Source organism: Thalassobacillus sp. B23F22_16 (assembly GCF_043496955.1).
GTDB lineage: Bacteria > Bacillota > Bacilli > Bacillales > Halobacillaceae > Thalassobacillus > Thalassobacillus devorans_A.
In genome coordinates, this window is record NZ_JBIEKD010000002.1 from 131,644 (window position 1) to 150,041 (window position 18,398).

At 43.0% G+C, this 18,398-nt stretch carries 17 protein-coding genes; all 17 read left to right on the plus strand.

Annotated features, from left to right (window positions below):
• The first annotated feature begins 1 nt into the window (after nucleotide 1).
• The 17 genes from flhB (at nucleotide 2) to ACGTNI_RS03320 (ending at nucleotide 18,312) form a co-directional block, all read left to right on the plus strand.
• A complete protein-coding gene (gene flhB / locus ACGTNI_RS03240; protein WP_085508310.1) occupies nucleotides 2–1,081 on the plus strand; it encodes a flagellar biosynthesis protein FlhB in 1,080 nt (359 codons plus the stop codon).
• Nucleotides 1,082–1,102: 21 nt separating this feature from the next.
• The gene (flhA, locus tag ACGTNI_RS03245) at nucleotides 1,103–3,133 is read left to right on the plus strand and encodes a flagellar biosynthesis protein FlhA (protein WP_394460024.1); all 2,031 of its coding nucleotides are present in this window, start codon (nucleotides 1,103–1,105) and stop codon (nucleotides 3,131–3,133) included.
• On the plus strand, nucleotides 3,130–4,254 hold the full coding sequence (gene flhF, locus ACGTNI_RS03250; RefSeq protein WP_394460026.1) for a flagellar biosynthesis GTPase FlhF: 1,125 nt from the start codon (nucleotides 3,130–3,132) through the stop codon (nucleotides 4,252–4,254). The genes flhA and flhF overlap by 4 nt, the downstream gene beginning before the upstream one ends.
• The gene (locus ACGTNI_RS03255; RefSeq protein ID WP_394460028.1) at nucleotides 4,244–5,134 is read left to right on the plus strand and encodes a MinD/ParA family protein; all 891 of its coding nucleotides are present in this window, start codon (nucleotides 4,244–4,246) and stop codon (nucleotides 5,132–5,134) included. The genes flhF and ACGTNI_RS03255 overlap by 11 nt, the downstream gene beginning before the upstream one ends.
• Complete coding sequence (locus tag ACGTNI_RS03260) at nucleotides 5,131–6,429, plus strand: chemotaxis protein CheA (protein ID WP_394460030.1); 1,299 nt, start codon at nucleotides 5,131–5,133, stop codon at nucleotides 6,427–6,429. The genes ACGTNI_RS03255 and ACGTNI_RS03260 overlap by 4 nt, the downstream gene beginning before the upstream one ends.
• A gap of 47 nt (nucleotides 6,430–6,476) precedes the next feature.
• Entirely contained in the window at nucleotides 6,477–6,785 is a 309-nt protein-coding gene (locus ACGTNI_RS03265) for a hypothetical protein (RefSeq protein WP_085508317.1), read from the plus strand.
• Between the two features lie 51 nt (nucleotides 6,786–6,836).
• Nucleotides 6,837–7,613, plus strand: coding sequence for a FliA/WhiG family RNA polymerase sigma factor (locus ACGTNI_RS03270; protein WP_394460032.1), 777 nt, complete (start codon nucleotides 6,837–6,839; stop codon nucleotides 7,611–7,613).
• 592 nt (nucleotides 7,614–8,205) lie between these two features.
• Nucleotides 8,206–8,694, plus strand: coding sequence for a DUF6115 domain-containing protein (locus ACGTNI_RS03275; RefSeq protein ID WP_139823828.1), 489 nt, complete (start codon nucleotides 8,206–8,208; stop codon nucleotides 8,692–8,694).
• A 155-nt stretch (nucleotides 8,695–8,849) separates the two neighbouring features.
• On the plus strand, nucleotides 8,850–9,599 hold the full coding sequence (gene rpsB, locus ACGTNI_RS03280) for a 30S ribosomal protein S2 (RefSeq protein WP_394460034.1): 750 nt from the start codon (nucleotides 8,850–8,852) through the stop codon (nucleotides 9,597–9,599).
• Nucleotides 9,600–9,779: 180 nt separating this feature from the next.
• On the plus strand, nucleotides 9,780–10,664 hold the full coding sequence (gene tsf, locus ACGTNI_RS03285; RefSeq protein ID WP_085508326.1) for a translation elongation factor Ts: 885 nt from the start codon (nucleotides 9,780–9,782) through the stop codon (nucleotides 10,662–10,664).
• 121 nt (nucleotides 10,665–10,785) lie between these two features.
• Entirely contained in the window at nucleotides 10,786–11,508 is a 723-nt protein-coding gene (gene pyrH, locus ACGTNI_RS03290) for a UMP kinase (RefSeq protein ID WP_085508327.1), read from the plus strand.
• 1 nt (nucleotide 11,509) lies between these two features.
• Nucleotides 11,510–12,067: a ribosome recycling factor gene (gene frr / locus ACGTNI_RS03295; protein WP_085508328.1), complete on the plus strand. Its 558-nt coding sequence runs from the start codon at nucleotides 11,510–11,512 to the stop codon at nucleotides 12,065–12,067.
• A gap of 281 nt (nucleotides 12,068–12,348) precedes the next feature.
• Complete coding sequence (gene uppS / locus ACGTNI_RS03300; RefSeq protein WP_085508329.1) at nucleotides 12,349–13,116, plus strand: undecaprenyl pyrophosphate synthase; 768 nt, start codon at nucleotides 12,349–12,351, stop codon at nucleotides 13,114–13,116.
• Between the two features lie 14 nt (nucleotides 13,117–13,130).
• Complete coding sequence (locus tag ACGTNI_RS03305; protein ID WP_394460037.1) at nucleotides 13,131–13,922, plus strand: phosphatidate cytidylyltransferase; 792 nt, start codon at nucleotides 13,131–13,133, stop codon at nucleotides 13,920–13,922.
• A gap of 30 nt (nucleotides 13,923–13,952) precedes the next feature.
• Nucleotides 13,953–15,098 (plus strand): 1-deoxy-D-xylulose-5-phosphate reductoisomerase, encoded by a 1,146-nt coding sequence (dxr, locus tag ACGTNI_RS03310; protein ID WP_394460039.1) that lies wholly within the window; start codon nucleotides 13,953–13,955, stop codon nucleotides 15,096–15,098.
• 111 nt (nucleotides 15,099–15,209) lie between these two features.
• Complete coding sequence (rseP, locus tag ACGTNI_RS03315) at nucleotides 15,210–16,466, plus strand: RIP metalloprotease RseP (RefSeq protein WP_085508332.1); 1,257 nt, start codon at nucleotides 15,210–15,212, stop codon at nucleotides 16,464–16,466.
• A 142-nt stretch (nucleotides 16,467–16,608) separates the two neighbouring features.
• Nucleotides 16,609–18,312, plus strand: a complete 1,704-nt coding sequence (locus ACGTNI_RS03320) for a proline--tRNA ligase (RefSeq protein WP_085508333.1) — start codon at nucleotides 16,609–16,611, stop codon at nucleotides 18,310–18,312.
• Nucleotides 18,313–18,398 lie beyond the last annotated feature (86 nt).

The following is an 18,398-nucleotide window of genomic DNA, read 5'->3' on the forward strand; positions in this document are numbered from 1 at the left end:
CATGTATTTGAAATTAGACCTGCAGTACTTCGCAGGTGAAAAAACAGAAAAAGCAACACCTAAGAAGCGGCAGGATTCACGGAAAAAAGGGCAGGTCGCAAAAAGTCAGGACGTCAATACAGCAATCCTTATGCTGTTCATGTTCGCCCTGTTTATGGTGCTCGGGGATTTTCTTAAAGGTGTGATGACAGGCATGTATCAACATGCTTTCCAGGAATATATCCACTGGGATGTGACCGAGAAGAATGTGTTCCAGGTGTTTACAGAGACGACGATTGAGTTAAGCAAAGTTCTTGCACCTATTATGGGTGTAGCGGTCATAGCTGGACTTGCTTCTAACTGGCTGCAAGTCGGCTTCATGTTTACCACTGATCCTTTGAAGTTCAAATTGAGTAAAATCAATCCAATCCAGGGGGCAAAAAAGATTTTTTCGGCACGGGCGCTCGTAGAACTGGTGAAATCGTTATTGAAAATCACAATGATTGGTACCATCACCTTCGCTGTTATCTGGTTAAGAAAAGATGACATGATGATGATGTCCCAGCGACCGGTCGAGGGGGCATTGGCTTTTTTTGGTCAAACGACTGTCATTATGGGGATAGCTTCTGCTATAGCCCTGCTGATTATTTCGGTACTGGATTACAGTTATCAAAAGTATGACTTTGAAAAAAGCATCCGGATGTCGAAACATGATGTCAAAGATGAACATAAAAATATCGAGGGCGACCCGTTAATTAAATCGAAAATAAAAGAGAAACAACGGCAAATGGCCATGCAGCGGATGATGAGCGAAGTTCCGGAAGCAGATGTTGTGATTACCAATCCGACGCATTATGCCATTGCAATTAAATATGACGAGGAAAAGGGCGACGCTCCGATTGTCCTTGCCATGGGAGTCGATTTTGTCGCGCAGAAAATAAAAGAAGTGGCGCAGGCGAATAAGGTAGTCATGGTGGAGAATCGGCCCCTGGCAAGAGCGTTGTATGATGATTCGGAAATTGGGGAAGCAATCGATGAACAGTTTTACAAAGCGGTGGCAGAAGTGCTTGCCTATGTCTACCGTATTCAGAAGAAAGTCTAGAAAGTAAGGGGGAGAAGACAAATGGCACCAAGGGATCTATCTGTTTTATTAGGCGTCATCATGATTATAATTATGCTGGTCATTCCCTTACCGGGTTGGCTTTTAAGTTTTTTAATCTTAATCAATATCTCCCTTGCTTTAATGGTCATCCTTGTGTCCATGAATATGAAAGAGGCCCTGCAATTTTCCATTTTTCCGTCTTTGTTATTATTAATGACGCTATTCCGGCTGGGTTTAAATGTGTCCACTACTCGTTCCATTCTATCCAAAGCGGATGCAGGAGGGGTTGTCGATACATTCGGTACCTTTGTCATCGGAAACAATCCACTGGTAGGTTTCGTCGTATTCATCATCCTGGTGATCATTCAGTTTTTAGTCATCACGAAAGGGGCAGAACGAGTGTCGGAAGTCGCAGCCAGATTCACCCTGGATGCCATGCCTGGTAAACAGATGAGTATCGATGCCGACCTCAATGCCGGGATGATTTCCGAACAGCAGGCAAAAGAGCGTCGGGAAAAAATAGAACAGGAAGCTGATTTCTATGGAGCGATGGATGGTGGAAGCAAGTTTGTCAAAGGAGATGCTATCGCCGGAATTATTATCGTGTTGATCAATATCATGTTTGGATTGATCATTGGAATGGTCCAAATGGATATGTCGTTCGCTGAAGCGGTCGATGTCTATATGCGCCTCACTGTTGGCGATGGTCTTGTCAGCCAGATACCAGCACTGTTGATATCTACAGCGACTGGTATTGTGGTCACCCGGGTTGCATCAAAGGGGAACCTTGGGACAGACGTCACGAATCAGTTGCTGCAGGACCCTAAAATGTTATACATAGCTGCCGGGACTATCTTTTTATTAGGTTTGACACCAATTAACTTTCTTCTGACAACAATGATCGCCTCTATTTTAGCTTTTGGAGGCTACTGGCTGTCGCGTGATCCCGAAGAAGATGAAATGGACCTGGAGGAACAAGAAGAAGAAGCGGACAGCAGTCAAATGAAATCACCGGAGAATGTCGTCAATTTAATAAGTATGGACCCTGTGGAATTTGAATTCGGTTATGGTCTTATACCGCTGGCTGACACGAATCAGGGGGGAGATCTCCTCGACCGGATTGTCATGATTCGCCGTCAGCTTGCGATTGAACTTGGCATCGTCATTCCTGTGGTAAGAATAAGGGATAACATCCAATTAAGCCCTAATGAATACCGTTTAAAAATAAAAGGAAATGAAGTAGCCCGTGGGGAGCTGATTCTTGATCATTATTTGGCTATGAGCCCAGGGGACGATGATGAGACGATTGATGGGATTGATACCAGGGAGCCTGCCTTTGGGCTTCCAGCGAAATGGGTAACCGAAGAAGTAAAAGACGAAGCTGAACTTTCCGGTTACACAGTTGTCGATCCTCCTTCCGTCGTATCTACGCATCTTACAGAAGTCATTAAAAAGCATGCTCACCAGCTGTTAGGAAGACAAGAAACACAGCAGCTAATCGATCATTTAAAAAATACTTATCCAATATTAGTGGACGAGGTAACTCCTGAACCACTCAGCATTGGAGATGTCCAAAAAGTGCTGGCAAAGCTGCTGAGAGAAAATGTATCGGTCAAAAACCTTCCAGTTATTTTTGAAACGTTAGCAGACTTCGGCAAAATGACCAACGATACCGAGCTGCTTGGTGAATATGCCAGACAGGGCCTTTCCCAGCAAATCACCGAACAGTTTTCTAATGGTAAGGCCATGAAGGTTCTGACCGTTTCCGGGAAAGTGGAAAAGTTGTTAGCTGATCATATCCAGCAGACAGAACATGGCAGCTATTTAACACTCGACCCGGATACTCAGCAAAAGATTATCCAATCTGTAGCAGAGCAGGCAGAACAACTCTCATTGCAAGAAGAGACAGCGGTTGTCCTTTGCTCACCTGCTGTCCGTATGTATTTGAAACAATTACTCGACCGGTATCTGCCTCAGGTCTATGTACTGTCTTATAATGAGCTGGAGCCAACCATAGAAGTCCAAAGTGTAGGGATGGTGAATGTGGCATGAAAGTAAAAAAATATCAGGCACGATCCATGCCGGAGGTTATGTCTCAGGTAAAAAAAGAGATGGGGAGCGACGCGGTGATTTTAAATTCTAAGGTCGTTTATCGCGGTGGTTTCCTAGGCTTATTCAAAAAAAAGAATATGGAAGTAATTGCAGCCATCGACCCTGATAACAGGGAATCTCAGCGTGAGGGGAACCCAAATCAAATTAAGGAAGAAACGAAACCGGTCCAGCCTCTTTCCCCCCCTGACAATCAATCAACGGATCTGGACGTAATAAGGGAAATCAAGGCAATGAAAAAGCTGCTTGAAAGACAGCAGCCCCAATCATTTCCTTTAGCCTCCCCTTTTCATGAAATATACGAGCGGTTAATGGAACAAGAAGTTGCCCCGGCAATTGCAGAAGAAATCATAAAAGAGTGGAAGGAACATAACAGCGATATTACACCTGAGGGTGGGATATATGAAGTTATCTCCTCAGCATTCAACCATTTTAATCCTCCTTTATCATTCGGGGGAATCGATTATCGTAATCAATATATTCAATTTGTCGGTCCTACTGGGGTAGGAAAAACCACTACGATTGCAAAAGTAGCCGCCCAGGCGGTATTATCAGCAAACAAAAAAGTAGCTTTTATTACCACAGATACCTATCGTATTGCTGCTATTGAACAATTGAAAACCTATGCAGAGTTATTAAATGTTCCGATTGAGGTCGCCTATTCTACTGAAGATTATATGGCAGCACGGGAGCAGTTCGCAGCTTATGATTTAGTATTGATCGATACGGCAGGTAGAAATTTTCGCGACGCTCAGTACATCAAAGAATTAAAAGAATTGATTGATTTCGGGGTGAATATGGAGACTTATCTAGTATTATCGCTGACCTCCCGATATCGGGATATGCAAGTGATTTACGATCAATTTCATGAAGTACCGATTCATAAGCTGATCTTTACAAAAGCGGATGAAACGTCCACGTTCGGCAGCGCCTTTAACATGCTTTATCACAACAAAGTGGGAGCAGCCTACATTACCGATGGTCAAAATGTACCGGATGATATTCGGGGAGCCTCCATTGATTGGGTGGCATCGAGAATAGCAGGTGACAGTAATGATGCATGACCAGGCCCAGCAGTTGCGTGACCGTATGCTGAAAAAAAAGAATAGAGAAGAACATAAAGCCAAAACTCTTGCCATTATCAGTGGTAAGGGGGGAGTGGGCAAGTCAAATTTTGCCTTGAATTTCTCTATTGCCTTAAAAGAGAGACAGCAGAGAGTTTTGTTATTCGACCTTGATATCGGGATGGGTAATATCGATATCCTCATTGGGAAAAGCGCCAGCCGTAATCTTGTTGATCTGTTTGAGGGGAATGTATCTCTCAAGCATATTTTGACCAAGGGACCGGAAGCCTTGGAGTACATAGCAGGAGGCTCAGGTTTAGCCGAGCTGTTCCAATTGGATGAACATCGGTTCCATCACTTTTTAGCTGAGTTTGAAGCTATATCTAAATTCTATGATTTTGTCATTTTTGATATGGGGGCTGGCGTTACAAATGACAGTTTAAAGTTCATTTTAGCTGCTGAAGAAGCCATATTGGTCACCACACCGGAACCTACTGCGTTGACGGATGGTTATGCCATCCTTAAATATATTCATCAGCTACAGAGAAACATGAACATTTACATGCTGATCAATCGGGCTTCTGACATTCAGACTGGTAAGGAGACCCTGAATCGTTTTCAAAGGGCAGGAAAGCAGTTTCTTAATAAAGAATTGTATCCGCTTGGTATTTTACCTGATGATCCTAATGTTGGGAAAGCGGTAGTTTCTCAGGTACCATTCTTACAATTCAACCGGAAATCATCAGCTTCTCAAGCACTTTTGCAAATGACTGACCAGTATTTGGATGGGTCTATTACTATCAATCGCTTTGCAGAAAATGGGTTTGTGGATAGATTGAAACGATTGATTTCACTTCAGGGGAAGGGGGCCTGGAAATGAATCAATACCTGGATATTTTTATTGAAGAAAGTAAAGAAAATATTCAACGCATTAACGATCATCTGCTCGCCTTAGAAAAAGATCCTTTCAGCCTGAACCGAATCACTGAAGTCTTCCGTGCAACTCATACACTGAAAGGCATGGCTGCCGCAATGGAGTTTCAGCACCTGGCCATACTTACTCATTCGATGGAAAGTGTATTGGATGCTATGCGAAGCCAGGCTATTCTCATTACACCGCAGAGCATAGATGTGCTTTTAAATGCTGTAAACGATTTGGAATCCATCCTCATGAATATTGCGGAAGGCGGCCACAGAAAACTGGACATAGATGCAACTCTCCGTCAGTTAGAACTAATAGAACAAAGGGGCAGTTCTCCGGGCGGATCCAATAATGAACCTGTGTCGGAAAGTCAAACTACTTCTTTTCCTGAGAACGAATTCGAAGCTGCAGCGCTGGAAAAAATTGATCCCCCTGAGACCACTAGAGTATCTGGCCCTTTTTTTCAGAGCCAGACGAAGACAGATACATCCATTCGGGTAAAGAAGGATCGGTTAAGCAAATTGTCTCAAGTGGCGGATAGGCTGGAAAGAGAAAAAGGGAAGTTAAACCAAATTGCTGAATTAACCAATGACAAGGAATTACAGGCAGCGGTGGAACGTGTTTTAACATGCAGCACGGAATTAAAGCAGCTTACAAGTGAATTAAGGAAGGTACCAGTCGGGCAAGTTTTTGATAGATTCCCCCGGATGGTCAGGCAGTTGGCAAGAAATCTCGGTAAAAACATCAAATTAGAAGTCAGCGGTACAGAAGTCGAAATAGATAAATCGATTACCGACACTATCGGAATTCCTATTGTCCACCTGCTCCGTAATGCGATTGATCATGGCATTGAACAACCTGAGGAAAGAGAGCGTATGGGGAAAAAAGAAGAGGGCACCCTGACTCTTCGAGCTTATAAAGAAACAAGTTACATTTACATAGAAATCACGGATGATGGTGCGGGGATAAGGCGTGATGAAGTAGTGCGCAAGGCAATCAACCGTGACCTTGTCAGTGAAAATGAGGCATATCGTATGAAAGATTCCCAGCTGTTCCATTTAATGATGAGCAGTGGTTTTTCCACAGCAGATAAAGTTTCGGATGTGTCTGGTCGTGGTGTAGGGCTTGATATCGTGAAAAATACGATTGAATCCCTTGGCGGCCAAATAGACATCACCTCCCAAATGGGGGTGGGAAGTACGTTTCTTATCCGCCTGCCTTTAGGTAATGAGGGAAAAGCAGCAATTACATGAGGAGTGGACCGGATTGCAATGGTTTTGGATGGAGGTGGTTAAATAGAATGGCCGGAAATCTATTATGGAACTTAGCGTTAGCGATAGCGGGATTTTTTCTTTCTTTGTTTCTATCACTGCAAAATAATTCCCTTGATACCTCCATGATAAGAGCAGCTTTAGTGTTTGGTTGTTTATATGTGCTTGGTTACTTTTTTCGCTGGGCATTTCAGTTTATTAAACGGGAGAAGGCTCAACCAGCAGCAAGAAATAAGGAAATAAACCGTCCTCTTCCTATTAATAAAGACATCGTAGAGGATGATCAGCTATCCGAACAAGCTACGGAAGCAGTCAGACAGTTATTAAAGGAAGATTGATAACTTAATAGGCTAACTGCGATATAGATTTATAATTGAAGGAGGGAGAAGATGGCAAGTTCGTTATCGGTGGAAGAACAAGAGTTATGGAACCGTTGGCAGCTGGAGGAGAATATGGAAGCAGCCAATGAATTGATTGAGAACCATATGCATTTAGTTAATTTTCATGTGCAGCGGATTGCGGCTCATTTGCCTGCAAGTGTCAATAAAGATGATATTAAAAGTCTTGGTTTATACGGTTTATACGACGCCTTAAAAAAGTTTGATGTCCAACGCGACTTGAAATTCGATACATATGCATCTTTTCGTATTCGTGGTGCCATCATGGATGGTCTTCGAAAGGAGGATTGGCTCCCAAGGTCTGTCAGGGATAAAGCCAAAAAAATTGAACATGTTTCAGAACGACTCGAACAAAAATTACAACGACTGCCCACTGCCAAGGAAATCGGGGAAGAAACGGGATTGGAAGAAGAAGAGGTTGCTGAAGTAGTAAAGGATGCTTTATTTGCAAATATCTTATCCATGGAAGATAAGGCGAAAGATGGGAGCAATGATCAAAAGGAAGGTGTGGGATACACTTTGCCGGATAATAAATCGTTGACTCCGGAAAAAAGTCTGATCCGACAGGAAAATCATCAGGATTTAGCTGATGGGATTCGCCAGCTGAAGGAGAAAGAGCAACTGGTGATCAGTTTATTCTACTATGAAGAACTCACATTGACTGAAATCGGCCAGGTATTAGGATTGACAACGTCAAGAATTTCCCAAATACACGCCAAAGCCTTATTTAAACTCAAGAACAATCTAGGTAACCTCATAAACGCATAGTACAAGACTCAGTTTCAAGGTATGTTGTTTCCGTCACGTTAGTAACGGTTTGGAGGTCCGGGAAATCACTCGCTTTCCATGGGCGTACGGTGAGCTTCCTCGGGCTTAAAGCCCTGCGGGATCTCACCATGTACTATCCTCCCATAGGAGTCTCGCAATTTCCCGGACCTCCTTGCGTTTAGGAGAGAAACGGAAACATCGGTATATTGTTCTTCAAACAAAGAGTGCGCTATGCATGAAATGTGAGCTTTAAATCGCGTGTTTTTAATTATTCCTTTAAAGTAGACATCTACAATATGGCATGGGTTCGTTTCGCTTTTCCTTCGGTTGGGTTGGTTGGGAAACTGGGAGACTCCCGTGGGAGAAGGATCTAGGCGAGATCCCACAGGGCAATAGCCCGAGGAAGCTCGCCAGTTCCCCCACAGGAAAGCGAGTAGTTTCCCAGCCAACCCTGAGGCTATTATGGTAAAGAACCCTTGTTATGCCGAAATCAAGTCTTCGACTTTCTGGCATTTCATTGAAGAAGCCTTTTAAAGCAAGCACGGAATTAACAGAGTCAATTTATTACCATTTTAATGAGGTGATGGAACATATGACGACTTTCTTATTGGTCGTTAGTTTTTTACTCCATGGCATTATGCTCCTGGTCATTTTTGTCCTTTTTGCCAGAGTGAAAAAAGCAGAAGAGCTGGAAATGAGGCAAAAGCAGGTAGCGGGGGAAATTGAGGAGATGTTTACCGCCTACCTGCTCGAAATAAAAGAAGAGAACGAACAGCTGAAGCAATGGCTGGATGACAGCCAGAAGAAACATAAGAGTCCCCAAATTAACCAGCCAATAAGTAATGAACACGGGAAAACTGCTAAAGAAGAAACGCACTCCGATTTGAATAAGGATTTTTCCCAGCCTGTTTATAACCCGCCCCTCCCGGGAAATAATGATGTAGAGTATCAGCCTTCTTTGTCGACACGCGTAGTTGCAATGAGGAACGATGGCTATACAATAGAAGATATAGCCCGTAAAATGAATTGTGGCCAAACCGAAATTGAATTGATTTTGAAATTCCAGCCACAAAAAATGTAATAATTACTTGATTGCACCAATGGCATATGATATATTTACTTTTGGTGTCAATACACACGTCCGCAGATTCCTGCCGAGGGTGCTCTATTCCAGAGTTTCGGAAGGAAGATGAAGGGGGCGGAGGATACTAAAAAAACCAAACAGGAGGAATTAACATGTCTGTTATTTCAATGAAGCAGCTGCTTGAAGCTGGTGTTCATTTTGGACATCAAACTCGCCGCTGGAACCCGAAGATGAAAAAATATATCTTCACAGAGCGTAACGGTATCTACATCATCGACCTTCAAAAGACGGTCAAGAAAGTAGATGAAGCATTCAATTATGTAAAGGATATTGCTGCTGACGGAGGAACCATCCTTTTCGTCGGAACAAAAAAGCAAGCACAAGACACTGTACGTGACGAAGCGACTCGTTGCGGCATGTACTACATCAACCAACGCTGGTTGGGTGGTACGTTGACAAACTTCCAAACAATTCGCAAGCGTATCAACCGTCTGAAAGATATCGAGCGTATGGAGGAAGATGGAACATTTGATGTACTTCCTAAGAAAGAGGTAGTCGGACTTCTTAAAGAAAAAGATCGTCTGGTGAAATTCTTGGGCGGTATCAAAGAAATGAAGAACCTTCCTGATGCACTTTTCGTTATCGACCCACGTAAAGAACGCATTGCGATTGCTGAAGCTCATAAACTAAACATTCCGATCGTCGGAATTGTTGATACAAACTGTGATCCAGACGAAATCGATTATGTCATTCCTGCGAATGACGATGCGATTCGTGCTGTTAAATTGCTTACTTCCAAAATGGCTGACGCTGTTCTTGAAGCAAAGCAAGGCGAAGAAACTGAAATTGCAGAAGAAGCTGCACCAGCAGAAGACGCTGAAGTGGAAACTGCAACCGAGTAACAAAGGTTTCAAAGGTGATAAGAGGGTGGACCTTTTATCACCTTTTTTAAAGAGGATGTCCAAAGGCATTAGGACGTAACGATGAATATCGAGCTTCCACCCGGAGCCTGACTTCCTTTTTCTTCTTAACTAAATTGATGAAGCATACGTAAATGCTTAAATTCTAAAGGAGGAAATAACATGGCTGTAACTGCAAAAATGGTAAAAGAACTGCGTGAAAAAACTGGCGCAGGTATGATGGATTGTAAAAAAGCACTAACGGAAACGGATGGAGATATGGACAAAGCGATGGAATGGCTTCGCGAAAAAGGTATCTCTAAAGCACAAAAGAAAGCAGACCGTATCGCTGCAGAAGGTTCTGCCCACGTTGAAGTTGATGGTAATACAGCAGTATTGCTGGAAGTAAACTGTGAAACTGACTTCGTTACTAAAAACGATCAGTTTAAATCTCTTCTTCAAGAGCTTGGAAAGCACCTGCTTTCTCAAAAGCCTGCCACTGCAGACGAAGCTTTAGAGCAAAAGCTGCACGGTGAAGGAGATACTGTCCAGGAATATATCAACTCCACTATTGCAAAAATTGGTGAGAAAATCTCGCTTCGCCGTTTCACAATCCTTGATAAAACAGATAACGACGCTTTTGGCGCATATATCCACATGGGTGGTAACATCGGTGTCCTTACCCTTCTTGAAGGCAGCACAGATGAAGCTGCAGCTAAAGACGTAGCCATGCACATTGCTGCTGTTAACCCGCGTTACGTTTCTCGTGATGAGGTTTCTGAAGAGGAAGTAAACAAAGAACGTGAAATGCTTAAGACTCAAGCCTTGAACGAAGGCAAGCCTGAGCATATCGTTGAGAAAATGGTCGAAGGCCGTCTAGGCAAATTCTTCGAAGAGATCTGCCTGCTTGAACAAAGCTTTGTCAAAGATCCGGATCAAAAAGTTAAACAATTTGTTGAATCCACAAAAGGTTCTGTCAAAGGTTTCGTACGTTATGCGGTAGGAGAAGGCATGGAAAAACGTGAAGACAACTTTGCTGAAGAAGTCATGAGCCAAGTGAAAAAATAAGCATGCCTGAAAAAATAGGGGACACACGCAGTGTTCCCTATTTTCAAACATGCTACATACCATGTATATTGACAAGAACAAAAGATTATCAAACTGATAAAATAGGTATATGGAGGTTACTATGACTGCAGCTCGTTACCGTCGAATCGTATTGAAATTAAGTGGTGAAGCCTTAAGTGGAAAACAGGGGTTCGGATTAGATCCTGCTATCATCCAGTCTGTAGCGAAACAAATAAAGGAAGTTGCCGAATTAGGAGTTGAAATAGCCGTTGTCGTAGGTGGCGGTAACATTTGGCGAGGCAAAGTCGGAAGCGAAATGGGAATGGACAGAGCGAATGCCGATTATATGGGAATGCTGGCTACGGTCATGAATTCCCTGGCATTGCAGGATAGCCTGGAAAACCACGGTATTCCTACTCGTGTGCAAACTTCAATTGAAATGCGCCAGGTGGCTGAGCCATACATCCGTAGAAAAGCAATCCGTCACTTGGAAAAGAAGCGTGTTGTCATTTTTGCTGCCGGTACCGGGAATCCATATTTCTCTACGGATACTACTGCGGCACTGCGCGCTGCAGAAATAGAGGCAGATGTCATTCTAATGGCTAAAAATAATGTGGATGGCGTTTATAACGCTGACCCTAAATTCAATAAAGATGCTGAGAAATACGATCAGCTATCCTATATGGATGTACTGAACGAAGGACTTGGCGTTATGGATTCAACTGCCTCATCCTTATGTATGGACAACGATATTGCTTTATTGGTATTCTCAATAACTGAAGAGGGTAACATTAAAAAAGCAGTTCTGGGTGAAAATATCGGAACGATTGTTAGGGGGAAATAACATGTCCAACGAAGTAATCAAAGAAACGAATTCTAAAATGGAACAAGCGGTACAGGCGTATTCCCGTCAATTGGCAACTGTACGTGCAGGGAGAGCTAATCCTAACCTCTTAGACAGTGTTTATGTCGATTATTACGGTGCTTCTACTCCGTTGAACCAATTAGCACAAGTATCCGCACCAGAGGCGCGTTTGCTTGTCATCACACCTTATGATAAGTCTGCAATCGCAGATATTGAAAAAGGGATCCAAAAGGCAGACCTTGGACTGTCTCCTTCCAGTGATGGAAATGTAATTCGCATTAACATTCCAGCATTGACTGAAGAACGTCGTAAAGATCTTGTTAAAGTTGTTGGGAAATATGCAGAAGAAGCGAAAGTCCAAATTCGTAATATTCGTCGTGACAGTAATGATAAGCTGAAGAAGCTTGAAAAAGACGGCGAACTTACGGAGGATGAATTACGATCTTTCCAGGACGATGTCCAAAAAGCTACCGATAACCACGTGGCGAAAGTCGACGAACTTTCCAAAAACAAAGAAGCAGAAATCCTGGAAGTATAAAGGAAGGGCAAAGTGTCTATTACATTTAATAGACGCAGGATGTTTATACCTTCCGGTGTTAAAGTAAAAAGCCGCGCTGCAATTGGCGCGGCTTTCTATTTTGTCAGTCTGACCTTTTGGGTTGAGTGTAAAACTATTAAAAATGTTCCAAGCTTCGTTCCAGCTGTTTACGTAGATTACTCTTATAGAAAGTTTTGACGTTATACTTTATGTCATTATACGCTTAGGGTAGGATTATAGTATAATAAATAAGATAAGTATCCTTATTGGAGGATGTCGAAATGCCAATCAAAATTCCATTTACAAAAATTAAATCAAAGCCTGAAGAACAAACGCCTGATTTAGATTACGATCATTTACCATCTCACGTAGCTATTATCATGGATGGAAATGGAAGATGGGCAAAAAGCAAAGGTCTTCCAAGAATAGCAGGACATAAAGAGGGCATGAATGTAGTAAAGAAAATTGTCAGGCACGCTTCGAACCTGGGAATTGAAGTGTTGACGCTATACGCCTTTTCTACGGAAAACTGGAAGCGTCCGAAGACAGAAGTCGATTTTCTTATGAAATTACCAATGGAATTTTTAAATACATATCTCCCGGAACTGATAGAGAAAAACGTACGTGTTGAGACTATCGGTGATTTCGAGAGATTGCCTCACCATACAAAGAAAGCTGTTCAGGAAGCGAAGGACCGTACGTCACAAAATACAGGCCTGGTGTTGAACTTTGCACTGAATTATGGAAGCCGTTATGAAATGGTGAAAGCTGTCAAACAAGTAGCAGACGAAGTGCGGGATGGGGACCTGGTTCCTGAGGATATCGATGAGGCCTGTATTTCCGAACGCCTGTATACGGCAAACCTGAAAGAGCCAGACTTACTGATACGTACAAGCGGCGAGCAGCGTCTAAGCAACTTTCTATTATGGCAACTAGCGTATAGTGAGTTTTGGTTCACAGATGTATACTGGCCTGATTTTGATGAAACATATTTTGAAAAAGCGCTGTACGACTATCAGAATAGAAAACGTCGCTATGGCGGGATATAAGGTGTTGAAGTAGCATGAAACAAAGAACGATTACAGCAATTGTCGGAGCACTTATATTTCTCCCTTTAATCATTCTGGGAGGGTGGCCATTTAAAATATTCGTCTATTTGATAGCTAGTATAGGAATATTGGAATTGATCCGAATGAAAAAGATTTCCCGATATTCCATTCCTTCTATACTGACGCTTTTGTTAATGTGGGCATTAATGTTTCCTTTCGGTCAAATATTCGGTATCGAAGAAGATGTCGTAACTAAATCTGAACTTACATTAGTTGCGGTATTATTGTTACTTAGCTATACCGTCTTAGTAAAAAACCGGTTCACTTTTGATGATGCAGGCTTTCTTCTGATTTCTGCCATCTATGTAGGAATGGGCTTCCATTACTTAATGGAAACACGGGATAGTGGTCTGGAGTATATCTTTTACGCTTTATTTGTCATTTGGGCAACGGATACAGGGGCATACTTGTTCGGACGCTCTTTCGGCAAGCATAAGCTGTGGCCGAAGATCAGCCCCAAAAAGACAGTGGAAGGTGCAGTCGGTGGCATTGTACTGGCCTGTATTGTAGCGCTCGCCTTTCAGCTTTTCTATCCGGTACACTCATCTACCATCGTTGTGTTGATTGTAACCGTAGTTGTATCTTTTTTTGGCCAGATTGGAGATCTTGTCGAATCTGCCTTTAAACGTCACTATGCAGTAAAAGACTCTGGCAGTATTCTTCCAGGTCACGGTGGTGTACTCGACCGGTTTGATAGTTTAATTTTCATTTTACCTGTATTACATTTCATAAATTTCATTTCATAGCATTCAATAGAAGTGGGAGAGATTTATCATATGAAGCAAATTACGTTGCTCGGGGCCACTGGATCCATTGGCATCCAGACGCTGGAAGTCATTCGGCTGCATCCTGATCATTTCTCGGTCTATGCGCTTGCTTTTGGCAAAAATATTGAAAAAGCATTACCGCTGATCAAAGAATTTTCACCAAAAGTAGTCGTCGTCCAGGATAAAACGATTAAAGAACAAGTGGAAAGTGAATTCCCTGCTATCCAAGTATTACTGGGAACGGAAGGTATGATTGCAGCAAGCACAGCAGCTGATGTGGATGTGCTGGTCAATGCTGTCATGGGCAGTGTAGGTCTTCCGGCAACCCTTGCGGCAATTGAAGCGCAGAAACTCATTGCCATTGCTAATAAAGAAACGCTTGTAACAGCAGGCCATCTGGTAATGGAAGCAGCTAATAGATATAACGTGGATCTTTTACCAGTGGACAGTGAGCATTCTGCAATTTTTCAAAGCTTGAATGGGGAAAGACCGGATACGATTGAACGTCTGGTTTTGACAGCTTCCGGTGGAAGTTTCAGGGACAAGACAAGGGAAGAACTGAAAGGTGTTACGGTAGAAGATGCCTTGAATCACCCGAACTGGAGCATGGGAGCCAAGATTACGATTGATTCCGCTTCGATGATGAATAAAGGATTGGAAGTAATTGAAGCGCACTGGCTCTTTGATATACCTTACGAACAGATTGATGTTATACTTCATAGAGAGAGTGTCATTCATTCCATGGTTGAATACAAGGATAGAAGTGTCATTGCACAATTAGGTACACCGGACATGAAAGTTCCGATTCAATATGCACTCACTTACCCGGACCGTCTTGATTTATCCATGACCAAACGGTTAAACTTAGAAGAAATTGCAACCTTGCACTTTCAGCCGATGGATTATGAACGTTTTCGCTGTTTGAAGTTAGCATTTCAGGCAGGAAAAGAAGGTGGGTCGATGACTACCGTTCTAAATGCCGCCAATGAGCAGGCTGTTGAACTATTCCTGAAAGGGAAAATCTCGTTTCTGGATATAGAGACCTTGATTGAACAAGCTTTAGAAAGCCACCAGACCATTGACAAGCCTGATTTAGACACGATTCTAGCGATTGATCAGGAAACAAGAAGCCAGGTGTGCTCGTATTTAAAATAAAACCCTGTTAAATGTTGTTGTTGATAGTTTCAGTCTTTCCTGTGTCTGAGTTTGACTTGGTAACTATCAATAGAAAGATTTAACAGCGATGAAAAAGGAAGGTGCTTCTTTTTGACGACTGTTATTGCTTTTATACTCATGTTCGGTGTTCTTGTATTTGTGCATGAGTGGGGCCATCTGATCTTTGCCAAGAGGGCAGGGATGCTTGCAAGGGAATTCGCGATCGGCTTCGGTCCGAAAATATTTGCCTTCACGCGAAATGAAACGCTATATACCATTCGTCTGCTCCCTGTCGGCGGTTATGTAAGAGTCGCAGGAGAAGACCCGGAAATCATCGAATTGAAAGCAGGACATCACGTTGGTTTGGAATTCAATGATCAAGGCAAAGTCAATAAGATCATTGTCAATAACAAATCCAAACATCCAAACGCGCGTGTGATCGAAGTGGAAAAAGCGGACCTCGACCACCGCCTGGTTATCGAAGGATATGAAATTGATGAAGATGAAAAGCTGTTTTTTGAAGTAGATCCTAAAGCCTTCTTTGTAATGGATGAGAAGGAAACACAAATTGCCCCATATAATCGGCAATTCGCATCCAAAACGGTAGGTCAGCGTGCCATGCAGCTGTTTGCTGGTCCGATGATGAACTTTGTCTTAGCGATTATCATCTTTTTCATCCTCGGTTTCATCCAGGGGGTTCCGGTAAACGAAGCACAAATCGGAAATATCGTCGAGGATACACCTGCGGAGCAGGCAGGTTTGCAACAAGGGGATAAGATTGTCGCCATTGAAGGCCAGCAGGTAGCAACCTGGGATGAGTTTACTGAAATTGTGAGAAACAACCCGGATACAGAGATGGATTTTACTGTAATAAGGAATGGACAAGAGCAGGAATTTTCCGTTACACCGGCAGCAATTGAACAACAGGATGTTAAAATAGGGCAAATTGGTGTTGAAAGGGCCTTTGAGGATTCCTTCCTGAAAACGATCCAATTTGGTTTCACACAAACCTATGATTGGACGGTGCTGATTCTCACCAATTTAGGGAAGCTGGTAACCGGCCAGTTTTCACTGGATATGCTGTCTGGGCCTGTGGGCATTTATGATGCCACAGACAAAGTTGTGCAGACCGGTATCATCAATTACCTGATGTGGTCGGCAATATTAAGCATTAATCTTGGTATCGTCAACCTGCTGCCATTGCCAGCACTTGATGGTGGACGGCTTTTATTCGTGGGAGTTGAAGCAATTAGAGGAAAGCCGATTGATCCACAGAAAGAAGGCGTGGTGCACTTTATTGGTTTTGCACTGCTAATGCTATTGATGCTGGTAGTAACCTGGAATGATATTCAACGCCTATTCCTCTGATAACTGATCTTCTGTTACAATAGAAAGAGGAAAGCAGGTTTTATCAGTAACGAAACGAATGCAAAGTCTGCTGGAAGTGGAGGGTTTACTACCCTTTACTTCCAGTTTTCTATCACGTAGTAATGAATAGGGGTGTTTTATTATGAGGCAAAGTGAAATGTTATTACCGACTTTACGTGAAACCCCAGCCGATGCTGAAATAAAAAGCCACCAGCTTTTAGTCAGGGCAGGCTATATTCGCCAGATTGCATCTGGTGTGTACAGTTTCTTACCGATCGGTCGCAGAGTGTTGCGTAAAGTAGAAGATATCGTCAGAGATGAAATGGAAAAAGCGGGAGCTCATGAGATGCTTATGGCTGCTTTACAGCCAGCTGAACTGTGGAAAGAAACGGGTCGCTGGGATACATTCGGTCCAGAGCTGATGCGCCTTCACGATCGTCATGAACGGGAATTCGCACTAGGTGCAACTCATGAGGAAGTAATTACAAGCATTGTCCGTGATGAAGTGAAAAGCTATAAAAAGCTGCCACTTACTGTTTATCAAATTCAAAATAAATTCCGTGATGAAAAGCGTCCGCGTTTTGGATTACTCCGGGGCCGCGAGTTTTTAATGAAAGATGCCTATTCTTTCCATGATTCTTTCGAAAGCCTTGATGGTACATATCAAAGATTATTCGATGCTTATTCCAACATTTTTCGTCGCTGTGGTTTGAATTTTCGGGCGGTAATAGCAGACTCAGGTGCAATGGGCGGTAAAGACACCCATGAATTCATGGTGTTGTCAGAAGTCGGTGAAGATACAATCGCATATTCGGATACTTCCCGCTATGCCGCAAACATAGAAATGGCACCTGTCATCACCGAGTATGAAAAGTCGAATGAAACTCCGAAAGAGATGGAGAAAGTAGCCACTCCTGACCAGAAGACGATGCAGCAAGTTGCTGATTATCTCGGCCATGGATTGAATCAGGGCTTGAAATCGATCATGTTCAAAGTGGACGACCGGTTTGTTATGGTCGTTACCCGCGGAGACCATGAAGTAAATGATGTAAAGCTGAAAAACCTGTATGATGCCAGTCTGATTGATCTTGCTTCCGAAGAGGATACAAGAAAGCTGATGGGCGCAGGGTTCGGCTCCCTCGGTCCTGTAGATGTACCGGAGGAAGTAGAAGTGGTTGCTGACTTTGCGGTTGAAGCGATGGTCAATACGACCTGTGGAGCTAATGAAGAAGGATACCACTATGTCAATGTGACACCGGGTAAAGATTTCTCTATCGATAAATATGCTGACTTGCGTTTTATTAAAGAAGGCGACCCTTCGCCAGATGGAGAAGGCAAAATCAAGTTTGCCCGAGGTATTGAAGTAGGACATGTCTTCAAATTGGGTAAGTTCTACGCCGAGAAAATGGATGCTTCCTACCTGAATGACCAGGGGAAAGCGAACACGATGATCATGGGATGTTATGGCATCGGAGTATCTCGTACGCTGGCATCGATCGTGGAGCAGTATCATGACGAAGATGGAATCACATGGCCGGCAAATGTTGCTCCTTACCAGGTTCATTTATTGACATTGAACCCTAAAAAAGAAGAGCAGTCGGTACTCGGAGAAGAATTATACCAAAAGCTTCAGGCTCAGGGAATTGAAGTTTTATATGATGATCGGAAAGAACGTCCAGGTGTCAAATTTGCAGACAGCGACTTGATCGGTATCCCGCTCCGGATAACAGTCGGAAAGCGTGCTGGTGAAGGCATTGTAGAGTTCAAGGAACGTGCGACAAAAGAGCAGCTCGAACTTGAAACCGACCAGGTCATCGATCAAGTAAAAACATTCCTTGGCAAATAGGAAAAGAATTTCATCTTGATTAAGTGGATATACCCTTGCTACATTTATTATGCGAGGGTATATTTTATTGCACGGAATGAAAATCA